17 protein-coding genes and 1 other RNA gene are annotated in these 13,891 nt (G+C 71.1%); 15 read left to right on the forward strand and 3 right to left on the reverse strand.

Annotated features, from left to right (window positions below):
• The first annotated feature begins 64 nt into the window (after window positions 1-64).
• The 7 genes from FHX31_RS05630 (at window position 65) to mctP (ending at window position 6,742) form a co-directional block, all read left to right on the forward strand.
• Window positions 65-1,294: a helix-turn-helix domain-containing protein gene (locus tag FHX31_RS05630; protein WP_013287790.1), complete on the forward strand. Its 1,230-nt coding sequence runs from the start codon at window positions 65-67 to the stop codon at window positions 1,292-1,294.
• Window positions 1,291-1,872, forward strand: a complete 582-nt coding sequence (locus FHX31_RS05635; protein ID WP_184975344.1) for a flavoprotein — start codon at window positions 1,291-1,293, stop codon at window positions 1,870-1,872. The genes FHX31_RS05630 and FHX31_RS05635 overlap by 4 nt, the downstream gene beginning before the upstream one ends.
• A 94-nt stretch (window positions 1,873-1,966) precedes the next feature.
• On the forward strand, window positions 1,967-2,839 hold the full coding sequence (locus tag FHX31_RS05640; protein ID WP_013287788.1) for a Nif3-like dinuclear metal center hexameric protein: 873 nt from the start codon (window positions 1,967-1,969) through the stop codon (window positions 2,837-2,839).
• Entirely contained in the window at window positions 2,829-3,566 is a 738-nt protein-coding gene (locus tag FHX31_RS05645; RefSeq protein WP_047891550.1) for a zinc ribbon domain-containing protein, read from the forward strand. Before FHX31_RS05640 ends, FHX31_RS05645 begins: the two co-directional genes overlap by 11 nt.
• Before the next feature lie 5 nt (window positions 3,567-3,571).
• Window positions 3,572-4,720 carry a bifunctional RNase H/acid phosphatase gene (locus FHX31_RS05650; RefSeq protein ID WP_013475660.1) on the forward strand — a complete coding sequence of 383 codons (1,149 nt, stop codon included), beginning with the start codon at window positions 3,572-3,574 and terminating at the stop codon, window positions 4,718-4,720.
• Window positions 4,721-4,847: 127 nt separating this feature from the next.
• A complete protein-coding gene (locus FHX31_RS05655; RefSeq protein ID WP_047891548.1) occupies window positions 4,848-5,090 on the forward strand; it encodes a DUF3311 domain-containing protein in 243 nt (80 codons plus the stop codon).
• A complete protein-coding gene (gene mctP / locus FHX31_RS05660) occupies window positions 5,090-6,742 on the forward strand; it encodes a monocarboxylate uptake permease MctP (protein WP_013475662.1) in 1,653 nt (550 codons plus the stop codon). Before FHX31_RS05655 ends, mctP begins: the two co-directional genes overlap by 1 nt.
• A 55-nt stretch (window positions 6,743-6,797) precedes the next feature.
• Here mctP and FHX31_RS05665 read toward each other — a convergent pair whose 3' ends face one another.
• Window positions 6,798-7,265 (reverse strand): MarR family winged helix-turn-helix transcriptional regulator, encoded by a 468-nt coding sequence (locus tag FHX31_RS05665; RefSeq protein WP_013475663.1) that lies wholly within the window; start codon window positions 7,263-7,265, stop codon window positions 6,798-6,800.
• Window positions 7,266-7,321: 56 nt separating this feature from the next.
• Here FHX31_RS05665 and FHX31_RS05670 point away from each other — a divergent pair, with 56 nt between their 5' ends.
• The gene (locus FHX31_RS05670) at window positions 7,322-8,545 is read left to right on the forward strand and encodes an MFS transporter (RefSeq protein WP_114921077.1); all 1,224 of its coding nucleotides are present in this window, start codon (window positions 7,322-7,324) and stop codon (window positions 8,543-8,545) included.
• 24 nt (window positions 8,546-8,569) lie between these two features.
• Here FHX31_RS05670 and FHX31_RS05675 read toward each other — a convergent pair whose 3' ends face one another.
• Window positions 8,570-9,331 carry a sulfite exporter TauE/SafE family protein gene (locus FHX31_RS05675; protein ID WP_030273139.1) on the reverse strand — a complete coding sequence of 254 codons (762 nt, stop codon included), beginning with the start codon at window positions 9,329-9,331 and terminating at the stop codon, window positions 8,570-8,572.
• A gap of 213 nt (window positions 9,332-9,544) precedes the next feature.
• Between FHX31_RS05675 and rnpB the strand changes: the two genes are divergently transcribed.
• From rnpB to FHX31_RS05695, 4 genes are all read left to right on the forward strand, one after another.
• An RNA gene (gene rnpB, locus FHX31_RS05680) (RNase P RNA component class A) lies at window positions 9,545-9,953 on the forward strand.
• Between the two features lie 415 nt (window positions 9,954-10,368).
• Window positions 10,369-10,584, forward strand: coding sequence for a hypothetical protein (locus FHX31_RS05685; protein ID WP_235437420.1), 216 nt, complete (start codon window positions 10,369-10,371; stop codon window positions 10,582-10,584).
• 123 nt (window positions 10,585-10,707) lie between these two features.
• The gene (locus tag FHX31_RS05690; protein ID WP_047891545.1) at window positions 10,708-11,118 is read left to right on the forward strand and encodes a tyrosine-type recombinase/integrase; all 411 of its coding nucleotides are present in this window, start codon (window positions 10,708-10,710) and stop codon (window positions 11,116-11,118) included.
• Complete coding sequence (locus tag FHX31_RS05695) at window positions 11,105-11,719, forward strand: hypothetical protein (protein ID WP_184975347.1); 615 nt, start codon at window positions 11,105-11,107, stop codon at window positions 11,717-11,719. The genes FHX31_RS05690 and FHX31_RS05695 overlap by 14 nt, the downstream gene beginning before the upstream one ends.
• Before the next feature lie 314 nt (window positions 11,720-12,033).
• On the opposite strand, the gene FHX31_RS05700 is transcribed toward FHX31_RS05695, so the two are convergent.
• Entirely contained in the window at window positions 12,034-12,411 is a 378-nt protein-coding gene (locus tag FHX31_RS05700; RefSeq protein WP_123111273.1) for an ADP-ribosylation/crystallin J1, read from the reverse strand.
• Between the two features lie 99 nt (window positions 12,412-12,510).
• Here FHX31_RS05700 and FHX31_RS05705 point away from each other — a divergent pair, with 99 nt between their 5' ends.
• The 3 genes from FHX31_RS05705 to FHX31_RS05715 all read left to right on the forward strand — a co-directional run bounded on the left by FHX31_RS05705 (window position 12,511) and on the right by FHX31_RS05715 (window position 13,843).
• On the forward strand, window positions 12,511-12,849 hold the full coding sequence (locus FHX31_RS05705) for an immunity 51 family protein (protein ID WP_013287779.1): 339 nt from the start codon (window positions 12,511-12,513) through the stop codon (window positions 12,847-12,849).
• 185 nt (window positions 12,850-13,034) lie between these two features.
• Window positions 13,035-13,379 carry a DUF6331 family protein gene (locus FHX31_RS05710; protein ID WP_013287776.1) on the forward strand — a complete coding sequence of 115 codons (345 nt, stop codon included), beginning with the start codon at window positions 13,035-13,037 and terminating at the stop codon, window positions 13,377-13,379.
• Between the two features lie 68 nt (window positions 13,380-13,447).
• On the forward strand, window positions 13,448-13,843 hold the full coding sequence (locus tag FHX31_RS05715) for a VOC family protein (RefSeq protein WP_047891543.1): 396 nt from the start codon (window positions 13,448-13,450) through the stop codon (window positions 13,841-13,843).
• The last annotated feature ends 48 nt before the right edge of the window (window positions 13,844-13,891 follow it).

Raw genomic sequence — 13,891 nt, forward strand, 5'->3', positions numbered from 1 at the left:
CGATCGGCGCGAGCCTGAGGGACGTGGGGGGACCGGCCGGCGCCGTGAGGGGGAGGGAGCGGGAATGGACGAACTGCCCATAGGCCGGCGGGTGGCGTACTGGCGGAGCCGCCGCAAGATGTCCCAGCAGGTCTTCGCCGACCGGCTCGGCAAGTCCAAGAGCTGGGTGGACAAGGTGGAGCGCGGCGTCCGCCGGCTGGACAAGTTCTCCGTGCTCTACGAGATCGCCGACATCCTCCAGATCGACGTGCAGTTGCTGCACGGCAAGGACCCGGAGCGGCGTACCGACGCGCTCAACTGCATCGACCAGGTCGAGGTGGAGGAGATCCGCACCGCCCTGGAGCGGTACGACTCGATGAGCGCCTACTTCGACGCGGCGCCCTACCCTCCGCCGCTGGCCGACATGCGCAAGGCCGTGAACCACGCCTGGCTCACCTACCAGTACGGCCGCTACGGCATGCTCACCCGCGCGCTGCCCAAGCTGCTGCGCGACGCCCAGGCGGCGGACGCCGGCTACGCCGCCGGCGACCAGGTACGCGAGGCCGCCCACCTGCTCGGGCAGGTCTACCAGATCGCCTCCTCGGTGCTGCGCAAGCTCGGCGAGTGCGACCTCGCCTGGCTCGCCGCCGACCGGTCGATGGCGGTGGCCCAGCGGGCCGACGACCCGCTGCTGGCCGGCATCGCCACCACGCGGGTCTGCAACGCGCTCGTCGCGATGGGCCGCCCCCGCCCGGCGCTGGAGCTGAACGTCCGCATCGCGGGGCGGCTCGCGCCCGGCGGCGACAACGACGTCCGGCCGGAACGGCTCTCCGTGTACGGGATGCTGCTGCTCCAGGGCGCGATGGCCGCCGCCCGGATCGGTGACTCGGCGACAGTGGACGACCTGCTGGCCGGCGCGGGCGAGGCGGCCACCATGCTCGGCGGCGACCACAACCACTACTGGACCTCCTTCGGCCCGACCAACCTGGAGCTGCACCGCGCGGCGGCCGCGGTCGAGCTGGGCGACGGCGGCCGGGCGGTGGAGACCCACATGCGGCTGTCCGAGCCGGCGTTCAATGCGCTGCTGCCGGAGCGGCGCGCGCACCACCTGCTCGACCTGGCCCGCGGCTACTCCCAGATCGGTGACGTCGCCAACGCCGGGGACATGCTGCTGCGCGGTGACCGGCTCGCGCCCTCCGAGATCCGGTGCCGGCCGATAGCGCACGAATTGATGTCCGAGATTCTCCGTCGCACACGTGGTGCGCCGCCTCCGCCGATCGCGGAGTTGGCTGAACACATGGGAGTCGGAGTATGAGCGGTCCGAAGACCGCCAACGGGCACCGGCGGGTGCTCTACGTCATCGCCTGCGGTTCGCCGCTGGCCCGTCACGTCGGCCGGCTGGTCGACCTCGCCCAGCGGGAGGACTGGACGGTCTGCGTGGTCACCACGCCGGACGGCGCGAAGTTCGTCGACCGGACGGAGCTGGCCCGGCAGACCGGCCACCCGGTCCGTACGCACTACAAGAACCCGGGTGACCCGGACGTGCTGCCCCCGGCCGACGCCATGCTGGTGTGCCCGGCCACCGTCAACACGATCAACAAGTGGGCGGTCGGCATCACGGACACCCTGGCGCTGGGCCTGCTGATCGAGGCGCAGGGGATGGGGGTGCCGATCGCTGCCGTCCCGTACACGAACGAGGCGATGGCCGCGCACCCGGCGTTCCGGGCCAGCCTGGACCGGCTCGTGCAGTGGGGCGTCCGGATGGTCTTCGGCGACCACGTCGTACGCCTGCACCCGCCCGGCACGGGGGACCGGAGCGCGGACGCCTTCCCCTGGGACGCCGGCCTGGCCGCCCTGCGCGGCGCGGACCGGCCGGTCGCCCCGGTCGGCTGAGAGGCGCGGTGGGCACGGCCCTCGGCGGACGCCGGGGGCCGCGCCCGGCGACGGTCGGCGTGTACCGGCCCGGACGCCGGTAAGCTGGCCGCCCGTGAGCACAACCGGATCGCCGCACACCGTCGCCGACGTGGTGGCCGCCCTGGACCGCCGTTACCCGCCCGCGTGGGCCGAGGAGTGGGACCGGGTCGGCCTGGTGCTGGGCGAGCCCGACCACCCGGTACGCCGGGTCGCCTGCGTGGTGGACGTGGTCCCGGAGACCGTGGACGAGGCGCTCGACGCCGGTGCGGACATGATCGTCGCGCACCACCCGCTGCTGCTGCGTGGCGTCTCCTCGGTGGCCGCCACCACGTACAAGGGCCGGATCGTGCACCGGTTGATCAAGGCGGACGTCGCGCTGCACGTGGCGCACACCAACGCCGACGTGGCCGACCCGGGGGTCTCCGACGCGCTCGCCGCCCGGTTCGGGCTCACCGGGCTGCGTCCGCTGCACCCGCCCCGCCCCGGCTCGCCCGCCGCCGGGCCCGGCCGGGGCATCGGCCGCATCGGCGAGCTGCCCACCCCGATGACGCTCGCCGAGCTGACCCGGCTGGCCGCCGCCGTGCTCCCGGTCACCGCCTGGGGAGTTCGCGCCGCCGGGGATCCCGGGCGTATGGTTCGTACCCTCGCCGTCAGCGGCGGCTCGGGGGACGGCTTCCTCGCCGAGGCGACCGCGGCCGGGGTGGACGCGTTCCTCACCGCGGACCTGCGCCACCACCCGGCCGGGGAACACCTCGCCGCCGGCGGCCCGGCGCTGCTGGACGCCGCCCACTGGGCGACGGAGCGACCCTGGCTGGACGACCTGGCCGCCTACCTGGCCGCCGAGCTGGACGTCGAGACCGTGGTGTCCGACCTGGACACCGACCCGTGGACCGTGCACGCCGCCGCGCCCCGGCCGGACGACAAGGAGCCCCGACGTGAAGGCTGACCCGAAGGTGCAGCGCCGCCTGCTCGACCTCCAGGCGATCGACACCGCGCTGGCCCAGCTCGCGCACCGCCGCCGCACCCTGCCGGAGCGTGCCGAGCTGGAGGCCCTCGCGCGTGAGCTGTCCGCGCTGGAGGACGAGCGGGTCCGCGCCCAGGTGGCAGTCGACGACCTGGACCGGGACATCGCCCGGATCGAGAAGGACGTCGACCAGGTGCGCGCGCGCAAGAGCAAGGACGAGGCCCGGCTGGCCTCGGGCAGCGGCCCGGCCCGGGAGCTGGAGGCGATCCAGCACGAGCTGGTCTCGCTGAACCGCCGGCAGAGCGACCTGGAGGACGCCGAGCTGGAGCTGATGGAGCAGCGGGAGACCGCGCAGGGCGTGCTCGACGGCATCGAGAGCCGGCTCGCCGAGGCCCGTGAGCGCCGCGCCGCGACCGAGCAGCGCCGCGACGAGACCCTGGCGGAGATCGCCAAGGAGGAGGAGTTCAAGCGCACCTCCCGCCAGCCGCTCGCCGGTGACCTCCCGTCGGACCTGGTCGGTCTCTACGACAAGATCCGTGAGGACACCGGCATGGGCGCCGCGCTGCTCACCGGAGGCCGCTGCGGCGGCTGCCGGCTGGAGCTGTCCGGCGCCGACCTGGCCCGAATCCGCAAGGCCGACCCGGACGACGTGGTCCGTTGCGAGGAGTGCCGGCGGATCATGGTCCGGACCAACGAGTCGGGACTGTAGCCGTCGTGGCGGCGCGCGCGGTCGTGATCGAGGCCGACGGCGGCTCCCGGGGCAATCCCGGCCCGGCCGGCTACGGCGCCGTGGTCCGCGACCCGGAGACCGGTGAGGTGCTGGCCGAACGGTCCGAGTCGATCGGTACGGCGACGAACAACGTGGCCGAGTACCGGGGCCTGATCGCCGGGCTGGAGGCCGCCGCCGAGCTGGGCGCGGCCGAGGTCGAGGCGCGGATGGACTCCAAGCTGGTGGTCGAGCAGATGTGCGGCCGCTGGCAGATCAAGCACCCCGGGCTGCGTCCGCTCGCCGCCCAGGCGGCCGGGCTGGTCAGCCGGTTCGCCGCCGTACGGTTCACCTGGGTGCCCCGGGAGCGCAACCGGCACGCCGACGCGCTCGCCAACGCGGCGATGGACGCCGCCGCGTCCGGCGCCGCACCGGCAGCGGCGGCGGCCGAGGCGCGGGAGGCGACTGTCGTGCGCGCCACCGGCACCGACCCGGCCACCACGCCCGCCTCCTGGGAGCCGCGCCCGACCGAGGAGGCCACCCGGCTGATCCTGGTGCGGCACGGCGAGACCGAGCGCACCGTGCAGAAGCGCTACTCCGGCCGGGGCGACGTGCCGCTCACCGGGCGCGGCCGGGCCCAGGCCCGGGCCACCGCCGCCCGGGTGGCCGCGCTGGCGCCGTCCGTCGCCGCAGTGGTCAGTTCCCCGCTGTCGAGGTGTACGGCCACCGCCGAGGCGGTCGCCGCGCAGGTCGGCAACCCGCCGGTACGCACCGACGACGACCTGATCGAGTGCGACTTCGGCGTCTGGGAGGGGCACACGTTCGCCGAGGTACGCGAGGGCTGGGCGGCCGAGCTGGACGCCTGGCTCGCCTCCACCCGGGTCGCGCCGCCGCGGGGCGAGTCGTTCGTGACAGTCGCCGAGCGGACCGGACGGGCGGTCGACCGGCTGCGGTCGGCGTACCCGGGGGAGACGGTCGTGGTGGTCTCCCACGTCTCGCCGATCAAGCTGGTGCTGCGCGACGCGCTCGCCGCCGGCGACGCGTTCCTGCACCGGCTCTACCTGGACACGGCCGGCATCTCGGTGCTGGACCTGTACCCGGACGGCGGCGTCGCGGTCCGCTCGGTCAACGACACCTCCCACCTCGCGGACGTCTGACGGCCGCTCGGCGCATGCCGGCGGCCGTTCGGCGCATCGACATCACCCGATCGGACGTGACCCCCGTCACAGGGTCGTAGCCTCCGGCCGTCACATGGCCCGCTACGAATGCCCGGAGGGGTGTCACATGTCCGCACCGGAACCGGAGGCGCTCGACACGGCGCGATCCAGGGCGAAGGACAAGAGTCCCTGGAACTGGTTGCTCTTCATCCCGATCGTGGTGCCGCTGATCCCGGCACTGTTCAACGCCGACTCGCCCCGGCTGTTCGGCTTCCCGCGTTTCTACTGGTTGCAACTGGCCTGGATCCTGCTCGGCGTCGGCACCACCACGCTGGTCTACCAGATGACCAAGAAGCGGGGTGACCGCTGATGTGGCGGGACCACCTCACCGAGATCATCGTCTTCACGCTGCTGTTCCTGCTGGTCAGCGCCATGGGTTTCGTAGCTGCACGGTGGCGCAGACCGACCGACATGGCCCACCTGGACGAGTGGGGACTGGGCGGGCGCAGCTTCGGCGGCTGGATCACCTGGTTCCTGGTCGGCGGTGACCTCTACACCGCGTACACGTTCGTGGCGGTCCCGGCGCTGATCTTCGGGGCCGGCGCGGCGGGCTTCTTCGCGGTGCCGTACACGATCGTCATCTACCCGCTGGTGTTCCTGGTGCTGTGCCGGCTCTGGTCGGTCTCGCACCGGCACGGATTCGTCACCCCCGCCGACTTCGTCCGCAACCGGTTCGGTTCGCCGATCCTGGCGCTGCTGGTCGCGATCACCGGCATCGTCGCCACGATGCCGTACATCGCGCTGCAACTGGTCGGCATCGAGGCGGTGCTCAAGACCATGGGCGTCACAGGGGACAGCGCGCTGGCCCGGCACCTGCCGATCATCATCGCGTTCGCGATCCTGGCCGCGTACACGTACCAGTCCGGGCTGCGCGCCCCGGCGCTGATCGCGTTCGTCAAGGACTCACTGATCTACATCGTGATCCTGGTCGCGGTGATCTGGCTGCCGTACAAGCTCGGCGGCTGGGGCGCCATCTTCGACGCGGCAGACGCGAAGTTCCAGGCGTCACCCGCGCCCGGCGACGGCATCCTGCTCAACCAGAACAACCAGATCCAGTACGTGACGCTGGCGTTCGGCTCCGCGCTGGCGCTGTTCCTCTACCCGCACAGCATCACCGGTGTGCTGGCCAGCCGGAACCGCGACGTGATCAAGCGGAACATGTCCGCGCTGCCCGCGTACAGCCTGCTGCTGGGGTTGATCGCGCTGCTCGGCTACATGGCCATCGCGGCGAACGTGAAGCCGTTGCCCGGCGCGAAGGAGGGTACGACCGACGGCAACACTGTGGTGCCGCTGCTGTTCGACCAGCAGTTCCCGGACTGGTTCGCCGGGGTGGCGTACGCCGCAATCGGCATCGGCGCACTGGTCCCTGCGGCGATCATGTCGATCGCGGCGGCGAACCTGTTCACCCGCAACATCTACAAGGAGTACCTGAAGCGGGACGCCACCCCGGCGCAGGAGGCGAACGTCTCGAAGATCACCTCGCTGGTGGTGAAGGTCGGGGCGGTGGCCTGCATCGTCTTCCTCGACCCGCAGTTCTCCATCGACCTCCAGCTCATCGGCGGCGTGATCATCCTCCAGACGCTGCCCGCGGTGGCGCTGGGCCTCTACACCCGCTGGTTCCACAGGGGCGCGCTGATCGCGGGCTGGGCGGCCGGCATGGGCCTGGGCATGTGGATGCTCTACCAGATCGGCAACCCGGCGACCGGAAAGAAGCACTTCGCCGGATCGGCGTTCCCGCTGGAGAAGTTCGGTCTCGACACGCCGAAGACCATCTACGTGGGCATCGTTGCGGTGCTGGTGAACCTGGTGGTGGCCGCGCTGCTCACGCTGGTGCTGCGCGCCGCCAGGGTGGCCGACGGGCCGGACGGCACCACGCCGGACGACTACTTCGCCGACGAGGGCGACCCGCGCGTGACGGCGACCGCCGACCGCGGAGACTCCGCGCGGGAGCCGGTGGCGTGAAAGGAAGGGCCCCTTATTAACGCATACTGCATAATAAGGGGCCCTTCCTAACACCTCAGCGGCGGCGGTTGCGCGTGTCGAGCGCCTCGTTGAGGCGGTGCAACATGTCCGCCAGTGTCTCCCGGTCCGCCTCGGGCCAGGCGGCGAGGATGTCGCCGTACAACCGGGTGCGGGCCGCCCGGACGGCGGCCATCCGCTGGAGCCCGGCCGCCGTCGCGGAGATCACCGTGCCGCGCCCGTCGGCCGGGTCGGGGGTACGCGAGATCAGCCCGTCGCGCTGGAGCGCGGAGACCTGCCGGGTGACGGTGGAGCCGTCCAGGTTCAACCGCGCGGCGAGCGCCGAGACGTTCTGCGGGCCGGCCGCGTCGAGGTGCCGCAGGATCACGTACGCGGCGCGGTCCAGCAGCCGGTGCTCCATCGTGCCGGTGCCCCGGCGGGTGGCCTCACCCAGGCGCATCAGCAACGCGACCTCGGTTTCGATCCGGCCGAGGGTGACCTCGGGAGCGTGGACGTCGTCACTCATAGCTGTATGATACAAGAAAAATACCTGTACGATACAGCTATCTGGGAGGTTGCGGAGTGGATCGCCGATCCGAGCCCAACCGCAGTGCCATCTACGCCACCACGCTCGTGGCGTTCCTCGCGATCGCCGGCATCGCCGTGGTCGACCCGATCCTGCCCGCCATCGGCGAGGCGATCGGCGTCACCGCCTGGCAGGTCGAGCTGCTCTTCACCGCGTACATCGCGGTCATGGCCGTCGGCATGATCCCGGCGACGCTCGCCAGCGGGCGGTTCGGTTTCAAGCCGGTGCTCGTCACCGGCGTCTCGGTCGTCGGCCTGGCCGCCATCGGAGCCTCGTTCAGCAACGACATCGTGCAACTCTCCGTGCTGCGCGGCGTCTGGGGCCTGGGCAACGCGATGTTCTTCGCCACCGCCATGGTCGTGCTGGTCAACCTCGCGAACGACAGGGAATGGGTGGTCGGCCTGTTCGAGACCGCCCTCGGGCTCGGCTTCGCGGTCGGCCCGCTGATCGGCGGCCTGCTCGGCGAGGTGAGCTGGCGGCTGCCGTTCTTCGTCTGCGGCGTGTTCATGGTGCTGGCGCTCGGCGTCGCCGCCCGCAAGCTGCGCGAACCGGCGAACAAGCAACAGCCGGTACGCCTCGGCCAGATCTTCGCCACCTACCGCAGACCCGCGTTCGTGGCGCTGTGCGTGGTCACCGCCGCGTACAACTTCGTCTTCTTCGTCGTGCTCGGCTACACGCCGCTGTTCCTGCGCCTCGACGTCATCCCGCTGGGCCTGGCGTTCACCGGCTGGGGCCTCGGCCTGGCCGCCGGCATCCTGCTGATCGGGCACCGGCTGGCCCACCGCATCGGCGCGGTGCAGACAGTCGGCGTCGCACTGCTCGGCCTGCTGGTCTGCATGGTCCTGTTCGCCACCTCCACCGGCACCGCCATGTCGCTCGTCGTCCTCGTCGTCGCCGGCCTGTTCATGGGCCTCGCCAACGCCAACCTGACCGACCTGGCGCTCGGGCTCGGCTCCGCCGACCGGCGCGTCGCCACCGGCGCGTTCAACCTGGTCCGCTGGGGCGCCGCCGCGCCCGCGCCGATCATCTCCGGCAAGCTGGCCGAACACAGCCTCGCGCTGCCGTTCTGGGTCGGCTTCGGGGTGCTCGCCGCCGGCGTGCTCGCGTACCTCGCGTTCGGGCACCTGATGGCGGCCGGCTACGGCGAACGGGTCATCTGGAACCGGGCCGCCCGCCGCGCCGAGCACGCACCGGAGGAGCCGGTGGGGGAGGCCTACTGACGGGTCCGGTCTTGCCGGGTGGCGTCAGGTCAGCGCGCGCCACAGCAGGTAGAACCCGATGGCGGTGCCGAACACCACGATCACCGTCTTCAACACCACCTGCGGAAGCCGGCGGGCCAGCCGCGCACCCGCGTACCCGCCGAACAGGGTGGCCGGCGCGACCACCGCGACGGCCGCCCAGTTCACCGGGCCGAACAGGGCGAACACCACGAGCGTGGTCAGCCCCACCACTGCCGAGAGCAGGTTCTTCACCGCCGACACCCGGGCCAGCGTCGCGTCGAGCACCAGCGCCAACCCGGCCACCAGCATCACCCCGAGGGCCGCGCCGAAGTAGCCTCCGTACACCGTGCCGAGCGCGACCATGGTCTGCACCGTGACGGTACGGCGGCGCGCGCCCAACCGTTCCGGATGGCCGACCAGCCGGCGCAGCGGACCCTGGAACGCGAGTACGGCGGTCGCGCCCAGCACGAGGAACGGCACCACCAGCTCGAACGCGCGCGCCGGAGTCGCCAGCAGCAGCGCGCACCCGGCGATCGTGCCGAGGACGGCGGTGGGCAGCAGCGACCACAGCTCCCGCCCGCGCGGCAGGTCCACCCGGCTGCCCGCCACGCTCGCCACGTACCCCGGGAAGACCGACACCGAGTTCGAGACGTTGGCCGCCACCGGCGGCAGGCCGGTGGCGATCATCGCCGGGAACGTGATCAGTGAGCCCCCACCGGCCACCGCGTTCACAGTGCCCGCGGCGAGACCGGCGGCGAGCAGGAGCGCGGCGTCGGAGAGATCCATGGTCCCCCGAGGCTAGTCGGTCGGGGCGGCGAGCGCGCACCGCGCCAGTTCGGACGCGCACCGCGCCCGTTCGGGCGCGCATCGCGCCAGTTCGGGGAAGTGGCGGTATCCCGGGCCGGTTGATGCCGCCACCTCCCCGAAGTGGCGGACGAGATGGTGGGCGGGGTGGAAATGGGCGCGGCGGGTCCGTCGTTAGGATGAGGGCGCGACGGACGAGTCGACCGGGCGGTCGCGTCGACGGGCTCCGGCCCGTCGCCGAGGAACGTCCGGACTCCACAGGGCAGGGTGGTTGCTAACGGCAACCCGGGGTGACCCGCGGGACAGTGCCACAGAAAACAGACCGCCGGCCCGTAACGGGACGGTAAGGGTGAAACGGTGGGGTAAGAGCCCACCAGCACCCCGGGTGACCGGGGTGGCTCGGTAAACCCCACCCGGAGCAAGGCCAAGAAAGGGCCGTCACCGCAAGATGACGACCCGCGCAGACGCTTGAGGGCTGCCCGCCCGATGTCTGCGGGTAGGCCGCTGGAGCCTGCCGGCAACGGCAGGCCGAGATGGATGGCCGCCGCCGGTGCGCCTACGGGCGTGCCGGGCACAGAATCCGGCGTACAGGTCGACTCGTCCGTCGCCCACCAGCTCAGAGACCTGATCAAGGCTCTGGGCTGGTTCTTTGTCTGGTGCCGTTGGTTGACCTTGGTCATCGTTGGGTGGCGTTTGACGGCCTGGCCACGGCCTGGGACGGCCTGGAGACGGCCTGAGTGCTGGCTCAGCTGGCCTCGGCTTCGGTCCGGTCGCTGTGACGTCGTGGCCATCTCCCGGCCTGGGCTCGATGGTCTCGGGAGTCGAGCCGGCGGCTGTGGGGGAGGGGCGGGCACCTCCTGGCGGTGGAGATGGCGCCGCGACCCGGTGACTCGGTGGCAAGCCAGTCCCGGGGTTGGACTGGCGCGGCAGCCGGAAGCCATGACGCACGACCAGGCCGACCCGCTGGCTTCCGTAGCGGCCTCTGGTGGTCCCATTCGTGGATGCGGTGGGATGAGTGCGTGCCGGAGCTGCTGGAGCACCTGGGGGAGATGGGTCTGGTCGGGCTGGTCAAGATTGATGGCGAGCGGGAGCGCAAGCCCTGGACCGTGGTGATCTCGGGTCAGCGGCTCGCTGGTGCCTCGATCAGGGTCGACGGTCACAGCCTCGACTACTGCCTGAAGCATGCGGTTGCCGCGCTACACGAGCGCTTCCCGGACGAACTCGCGCTGAGCTGAGATCTCCGACCCGTGGGGCGGTGTCCCGGCGGCTGTCGGTGGCTCACCGCCCCGGCGCCGTAGGCGGCCGGGGCGGCTTGCCGCCGGCCGGGCTTGCCGCCCCGCACCGCGCGGCGCGGTGCCTTGATCACCCTGCCCTGGGAGGACCCGTTCAGCGACGAGAGGGCGACGGTGCCTCTGATCTTCACCACCACCCGACGAGGTGCGATCAAGCGGGCCACCTTCGACGGCAAGAGCTGGCGTCCAGCGGTGGAAGCGGCCGGCATCGTCCCGACCCGGGCGACCGGGATGCACGCGCTTCGCCACTTCTACGCCTCGGCGCTGCTCGACGCGGGGGAGAGCATCAAGGCCCTCGCCTCCTACCTCGGGCACTCCGACCCCGGCTTCACGCTCCGGGTCTACACCCATCTGATGCCGCCAGCGAGGAACGCACCCGGAACGCGATCGACAGCCTGTTCGGCTCGGCTGCTGGGGAAACGCGTCCGTGACAGCGGCCTACCCCGGGCCCAGACTCATCCGGGTGGAACTCGTTGAGTTGGGCGCCATCGCGGCCCCATCCGGTGTGCTGGTTCTCGCGACGGTCAGTCACCTCGACTACATCTGGCCGGACGTCGCAGAGCGGCTCTCCGATCGCGCAAGGGCTGTCGCTGCCACCGGTGGTGGTCACATCCACGAATGGCTGTTCGAAGCGGTCGCCGTACCTGTCGACCCCGGGCGTCGTCTCCCCGTGCTGGCGGCTACCCAGCCGTCTCCGTGGTTCGGCGCGCCGGCCATCACGATGCTTGAGGTTCGGCTCGGCGGAGATACGTCCAGCCGGCTGCTCGGTGACCTGCCGGCCGATCGATGCGGCATGGTCCTGGGCGACGCCGTCGCCTTGGATTCGTGGGTCGACCGGGACTTCGACAACTTCGTTCGTTCCGCCGCAAACCATCCGCTGCGTGTCGTCCCGATCGAGGTTTCCGGCTGCACCGTCCTCGGGGTCGGCTGGGAGGAGGGCGACCACTCGATGCGGCACCGAGGTGAGCGGGCCTACGGTCACGTCTACCCGGTGACGGTCGTCGGCGATCACCCGTTCGGCAGCGCTCTCCGGTGGGACGTCGACCCCGCCGAGGTCCGGCCGTCGGCGGCTCGATGATGGCTTCGAGGTGGCTCTGACGGCCTAGCGACGGCCTACAGCGGCCTTCGCCAGGCTCCGCCCCTGGTCAACGGGGGTGCGATGATCTTAATCCGGCGTACAGGTCGACTCGTCCGTCGCCCACCAGTCCAGAGCTTTGATCAAGGTTCTGAGCTGGTTCTAGTAACGTCGACGGTCGTCGTTGGTCAGCAAGCTCTCGCTGTGCCGACGTCGCCCGTCGTCCCGGCGGTGCTGCCTCCGCGCGGCGTCGTCCAGCCAAACCGGCCGCACGTCGTCGGGATCCTCCGATGGCCGCCGTCTGTACCGGTCACCCGCTATCGGAACTCGTGGATGACCTCGATCGAACCCACGATGTGCGCGTTGAACTCGTCGAGTTCGTCGGCTGCAACCCACAGCATCGGAGCGGCGGATCCACCGAAGGACCGTGTCGAGTAGCGGCCCAGGAAGCCCGTCTCGACGTGGAAGCGGGCCACGTAGCGCACGGGTCCGAACAGGTTCCAGTTCTGCGCAGCCCTGACCGCGAAAGCCTCGTCGAGCATCGGGAAGAAGTGAGTTTGCTCCGGCGAGAGTGGCGGCCACCTGCGCCCCCCTGCCTCGCGGACGAGGTCGAGTTCCTGCTGTCCCAGGGGGCGCCACAGCACTGTGGTTACGTCGCTGCTCACGTCGCCCCCGCTGCCTTGATCGGTCGTCATACCGGACAGTCCCGCCGGATCGAATGGAGGAGCGGAACTGAGCGCGTGACGGAGACTTCGGATCTTGCCACGAGTACCGACCACTGTCAGGCTTCGAAGATGACCTTGCTCAGACTGATCGAGACCACTCCCGGACAGTATTCGCTGCTGCTGGATGCCGGGACCACTCCAGTCGACAGTGTGATCGGGGAGCTTGGTCACGAGCCCAACGGTTACTTCTGGGCAGGCGTCGCGGAGGTTCTTGTCAGCACCGAGGCCCCGACGCTCGAAGGTCGATTCGCCTACGACCCTGAGGCCGGCATGTTCTGCGCCTACGGCACCGATCGAGGCGCGCTGCAAGAGCTGGAGGCCTTGATGAAGGTGGTAGCCACCGGCGGCGAACGTATGCGGCGGCTGGTCAACGACGCCGAAGCGCGCGGGTTCGAGTTCGACGACTGACAGCGGAAGCGGGCGGTTGACGAGGGAGACGTAGCGCTCCACGCGGTGTCCACCCCGGCAACCTCCTCGACGATCGCGAGACTCTGGCTCCGGAGTGGCCGCCGAATTCGCAGGAGTGCCAGGCGGTCGTGGCGCTAGCATCGGCCACCCGTCACTGTCGCGGCGGGCTCAGGGGAGGAGAGGCGATGGCGGACGTATCGGTCGATGTGCCGTCGCCCCTGCGTACGTGCATCGCCTTCTGCGAGGTCGAGTGCGTTGTCGGATGCTGCGGGATCGATGCCGTCTCCACGGACCCCGACCTGATCGAGGAATGGTGTCGCCAGGTGGGCTCGGCCGCGGTGATCGAGGCTCGGCTTCAACTCATCGAGCTGATCGAGGTGGTCGAGGACCGCTCCCGTTGCGTCGCGTCGGACGTCCTGAACCACCGCACGCATGACGAGGCCGCGCGGCGTGAGTTGCTGGACTTCCTGGCCGCGCTCGACGCCGGACTGGCTGCCGGGGATGCGTCCGTGAGCGGTGCTGACACCTAGGCAGCCGGTGGCCGGTCCGGGAACGGCTGGGTAGCCCGGGGGCCATCAGGACTTGCGATGATCCGGTGATGACCTCCTACGTGTCCCACACCACCGTGGACTGTGCCGACGCCTACGCCCTGTCCCGCTGGTGGGAAGCCGTCCTCGACTACCGGGAGGACCCGGACGATCCGAACGAGCCCGGCCACGAGGAGTGCATGATCTACTCGCGGGACGGGCGGCACCGCCTGCTCTTCATCGAGGTGCCGGACGCCAAGCAGGTCAAGAACCGCATCCACCTCGACCTGCGCCCGGTCGAGGGGACGCGCGACGAGGAGTTGGCCCGGCTGACCGGGCTGGGCGCGGCGGTGGTGGCCGACCGGCGTGAGCCTGACGGCACCGGCTGGGTGGTGCTCGCCGACCCGGAGGGCAACGAGTTCTGCATGCTCCGCAGCGACGCCGAGGTGGCCGCCAGCCGACCGTGACAGGTCCGTCCCACTCCGGCGATCTTGGAGTTGTGGCGCCCGGAACGG

The sequence above is a fragment of the Micromonospora sp. CNZ286 genome (genome assembly GCF_014207755.1).

Bases quoted from the DNA above. Each gene is read 5' to 3' on its own strand.
- FHX31_RS05630 (WP_013287790.1), top strand. From the start codon at position 65: ATGGACGAACTGCCCATAGGCCGGCGGGTGGCGTACTGGCGGAGCCGC.
- FHX31_RS05635 (WP_184975344.1), top strand. From the start codon at position 1,291: ATGAGCGGTCCGAAGACCGCCAACGGGCACCGGCGGGTGCTCTACGTC.
- FHX31_RS05655 (WP_047891548.1), top strand. From the start codon at position 4,848: ATGTCCGCACCGGAACCGGAGGCGCTCGACACGGCGCGATCCAGGGCG.
- mctP (WP_013475662.1), top strand. From the start codon at position 5,090: ATGTGGCGGGACCACCTCACCGAGATCATCGTCTTCACGCTGCTGTTC.
- FHX31_RS05665 (WP_013475663.1), bottom strand. From the start codon at position 7,265: ATGAGTGACGACGTCCACGCTCCCGAGGTCACCCTCGGCCGGATCGAA.
- FHX31_RS05675 (WP_030273139.1), bottom strand. From the start codon at position 9,331: ATGGATCTCTCCGACGCCGCGCTCCTGCTCGCCGCCGGTCTCGCCGCG.
- FHX31_RS05700 (WP_123111273.1), bottom strand. From the start codon at position 12,411: ATGACGACCGATCAAGGCAGCGGGGGCGACGTGAGCAGCGACGTAACC.
- FHX31_RS05705 (WP_013287779.1), top strand. From the start codon at position 12,511: ATGACCTTGCTCAGACTGATCGAGACCACTCCCGGACAGTATTCGCTG.
- FHX31_RS05710 (WP_013287776.1), top strand. From the start codon at position 13,035: ATGGCGGACGTATCGGTCGATGTGCCGTCGCCCCTGCGTACGTGCATC.
- FHX31_RS05715 (WP_047891543.1), top strand. From the start codon at position 13,448: ATGACCTCCTACGTGTCCCACACCACCGTGGACTGTGCCGACGCCTAC.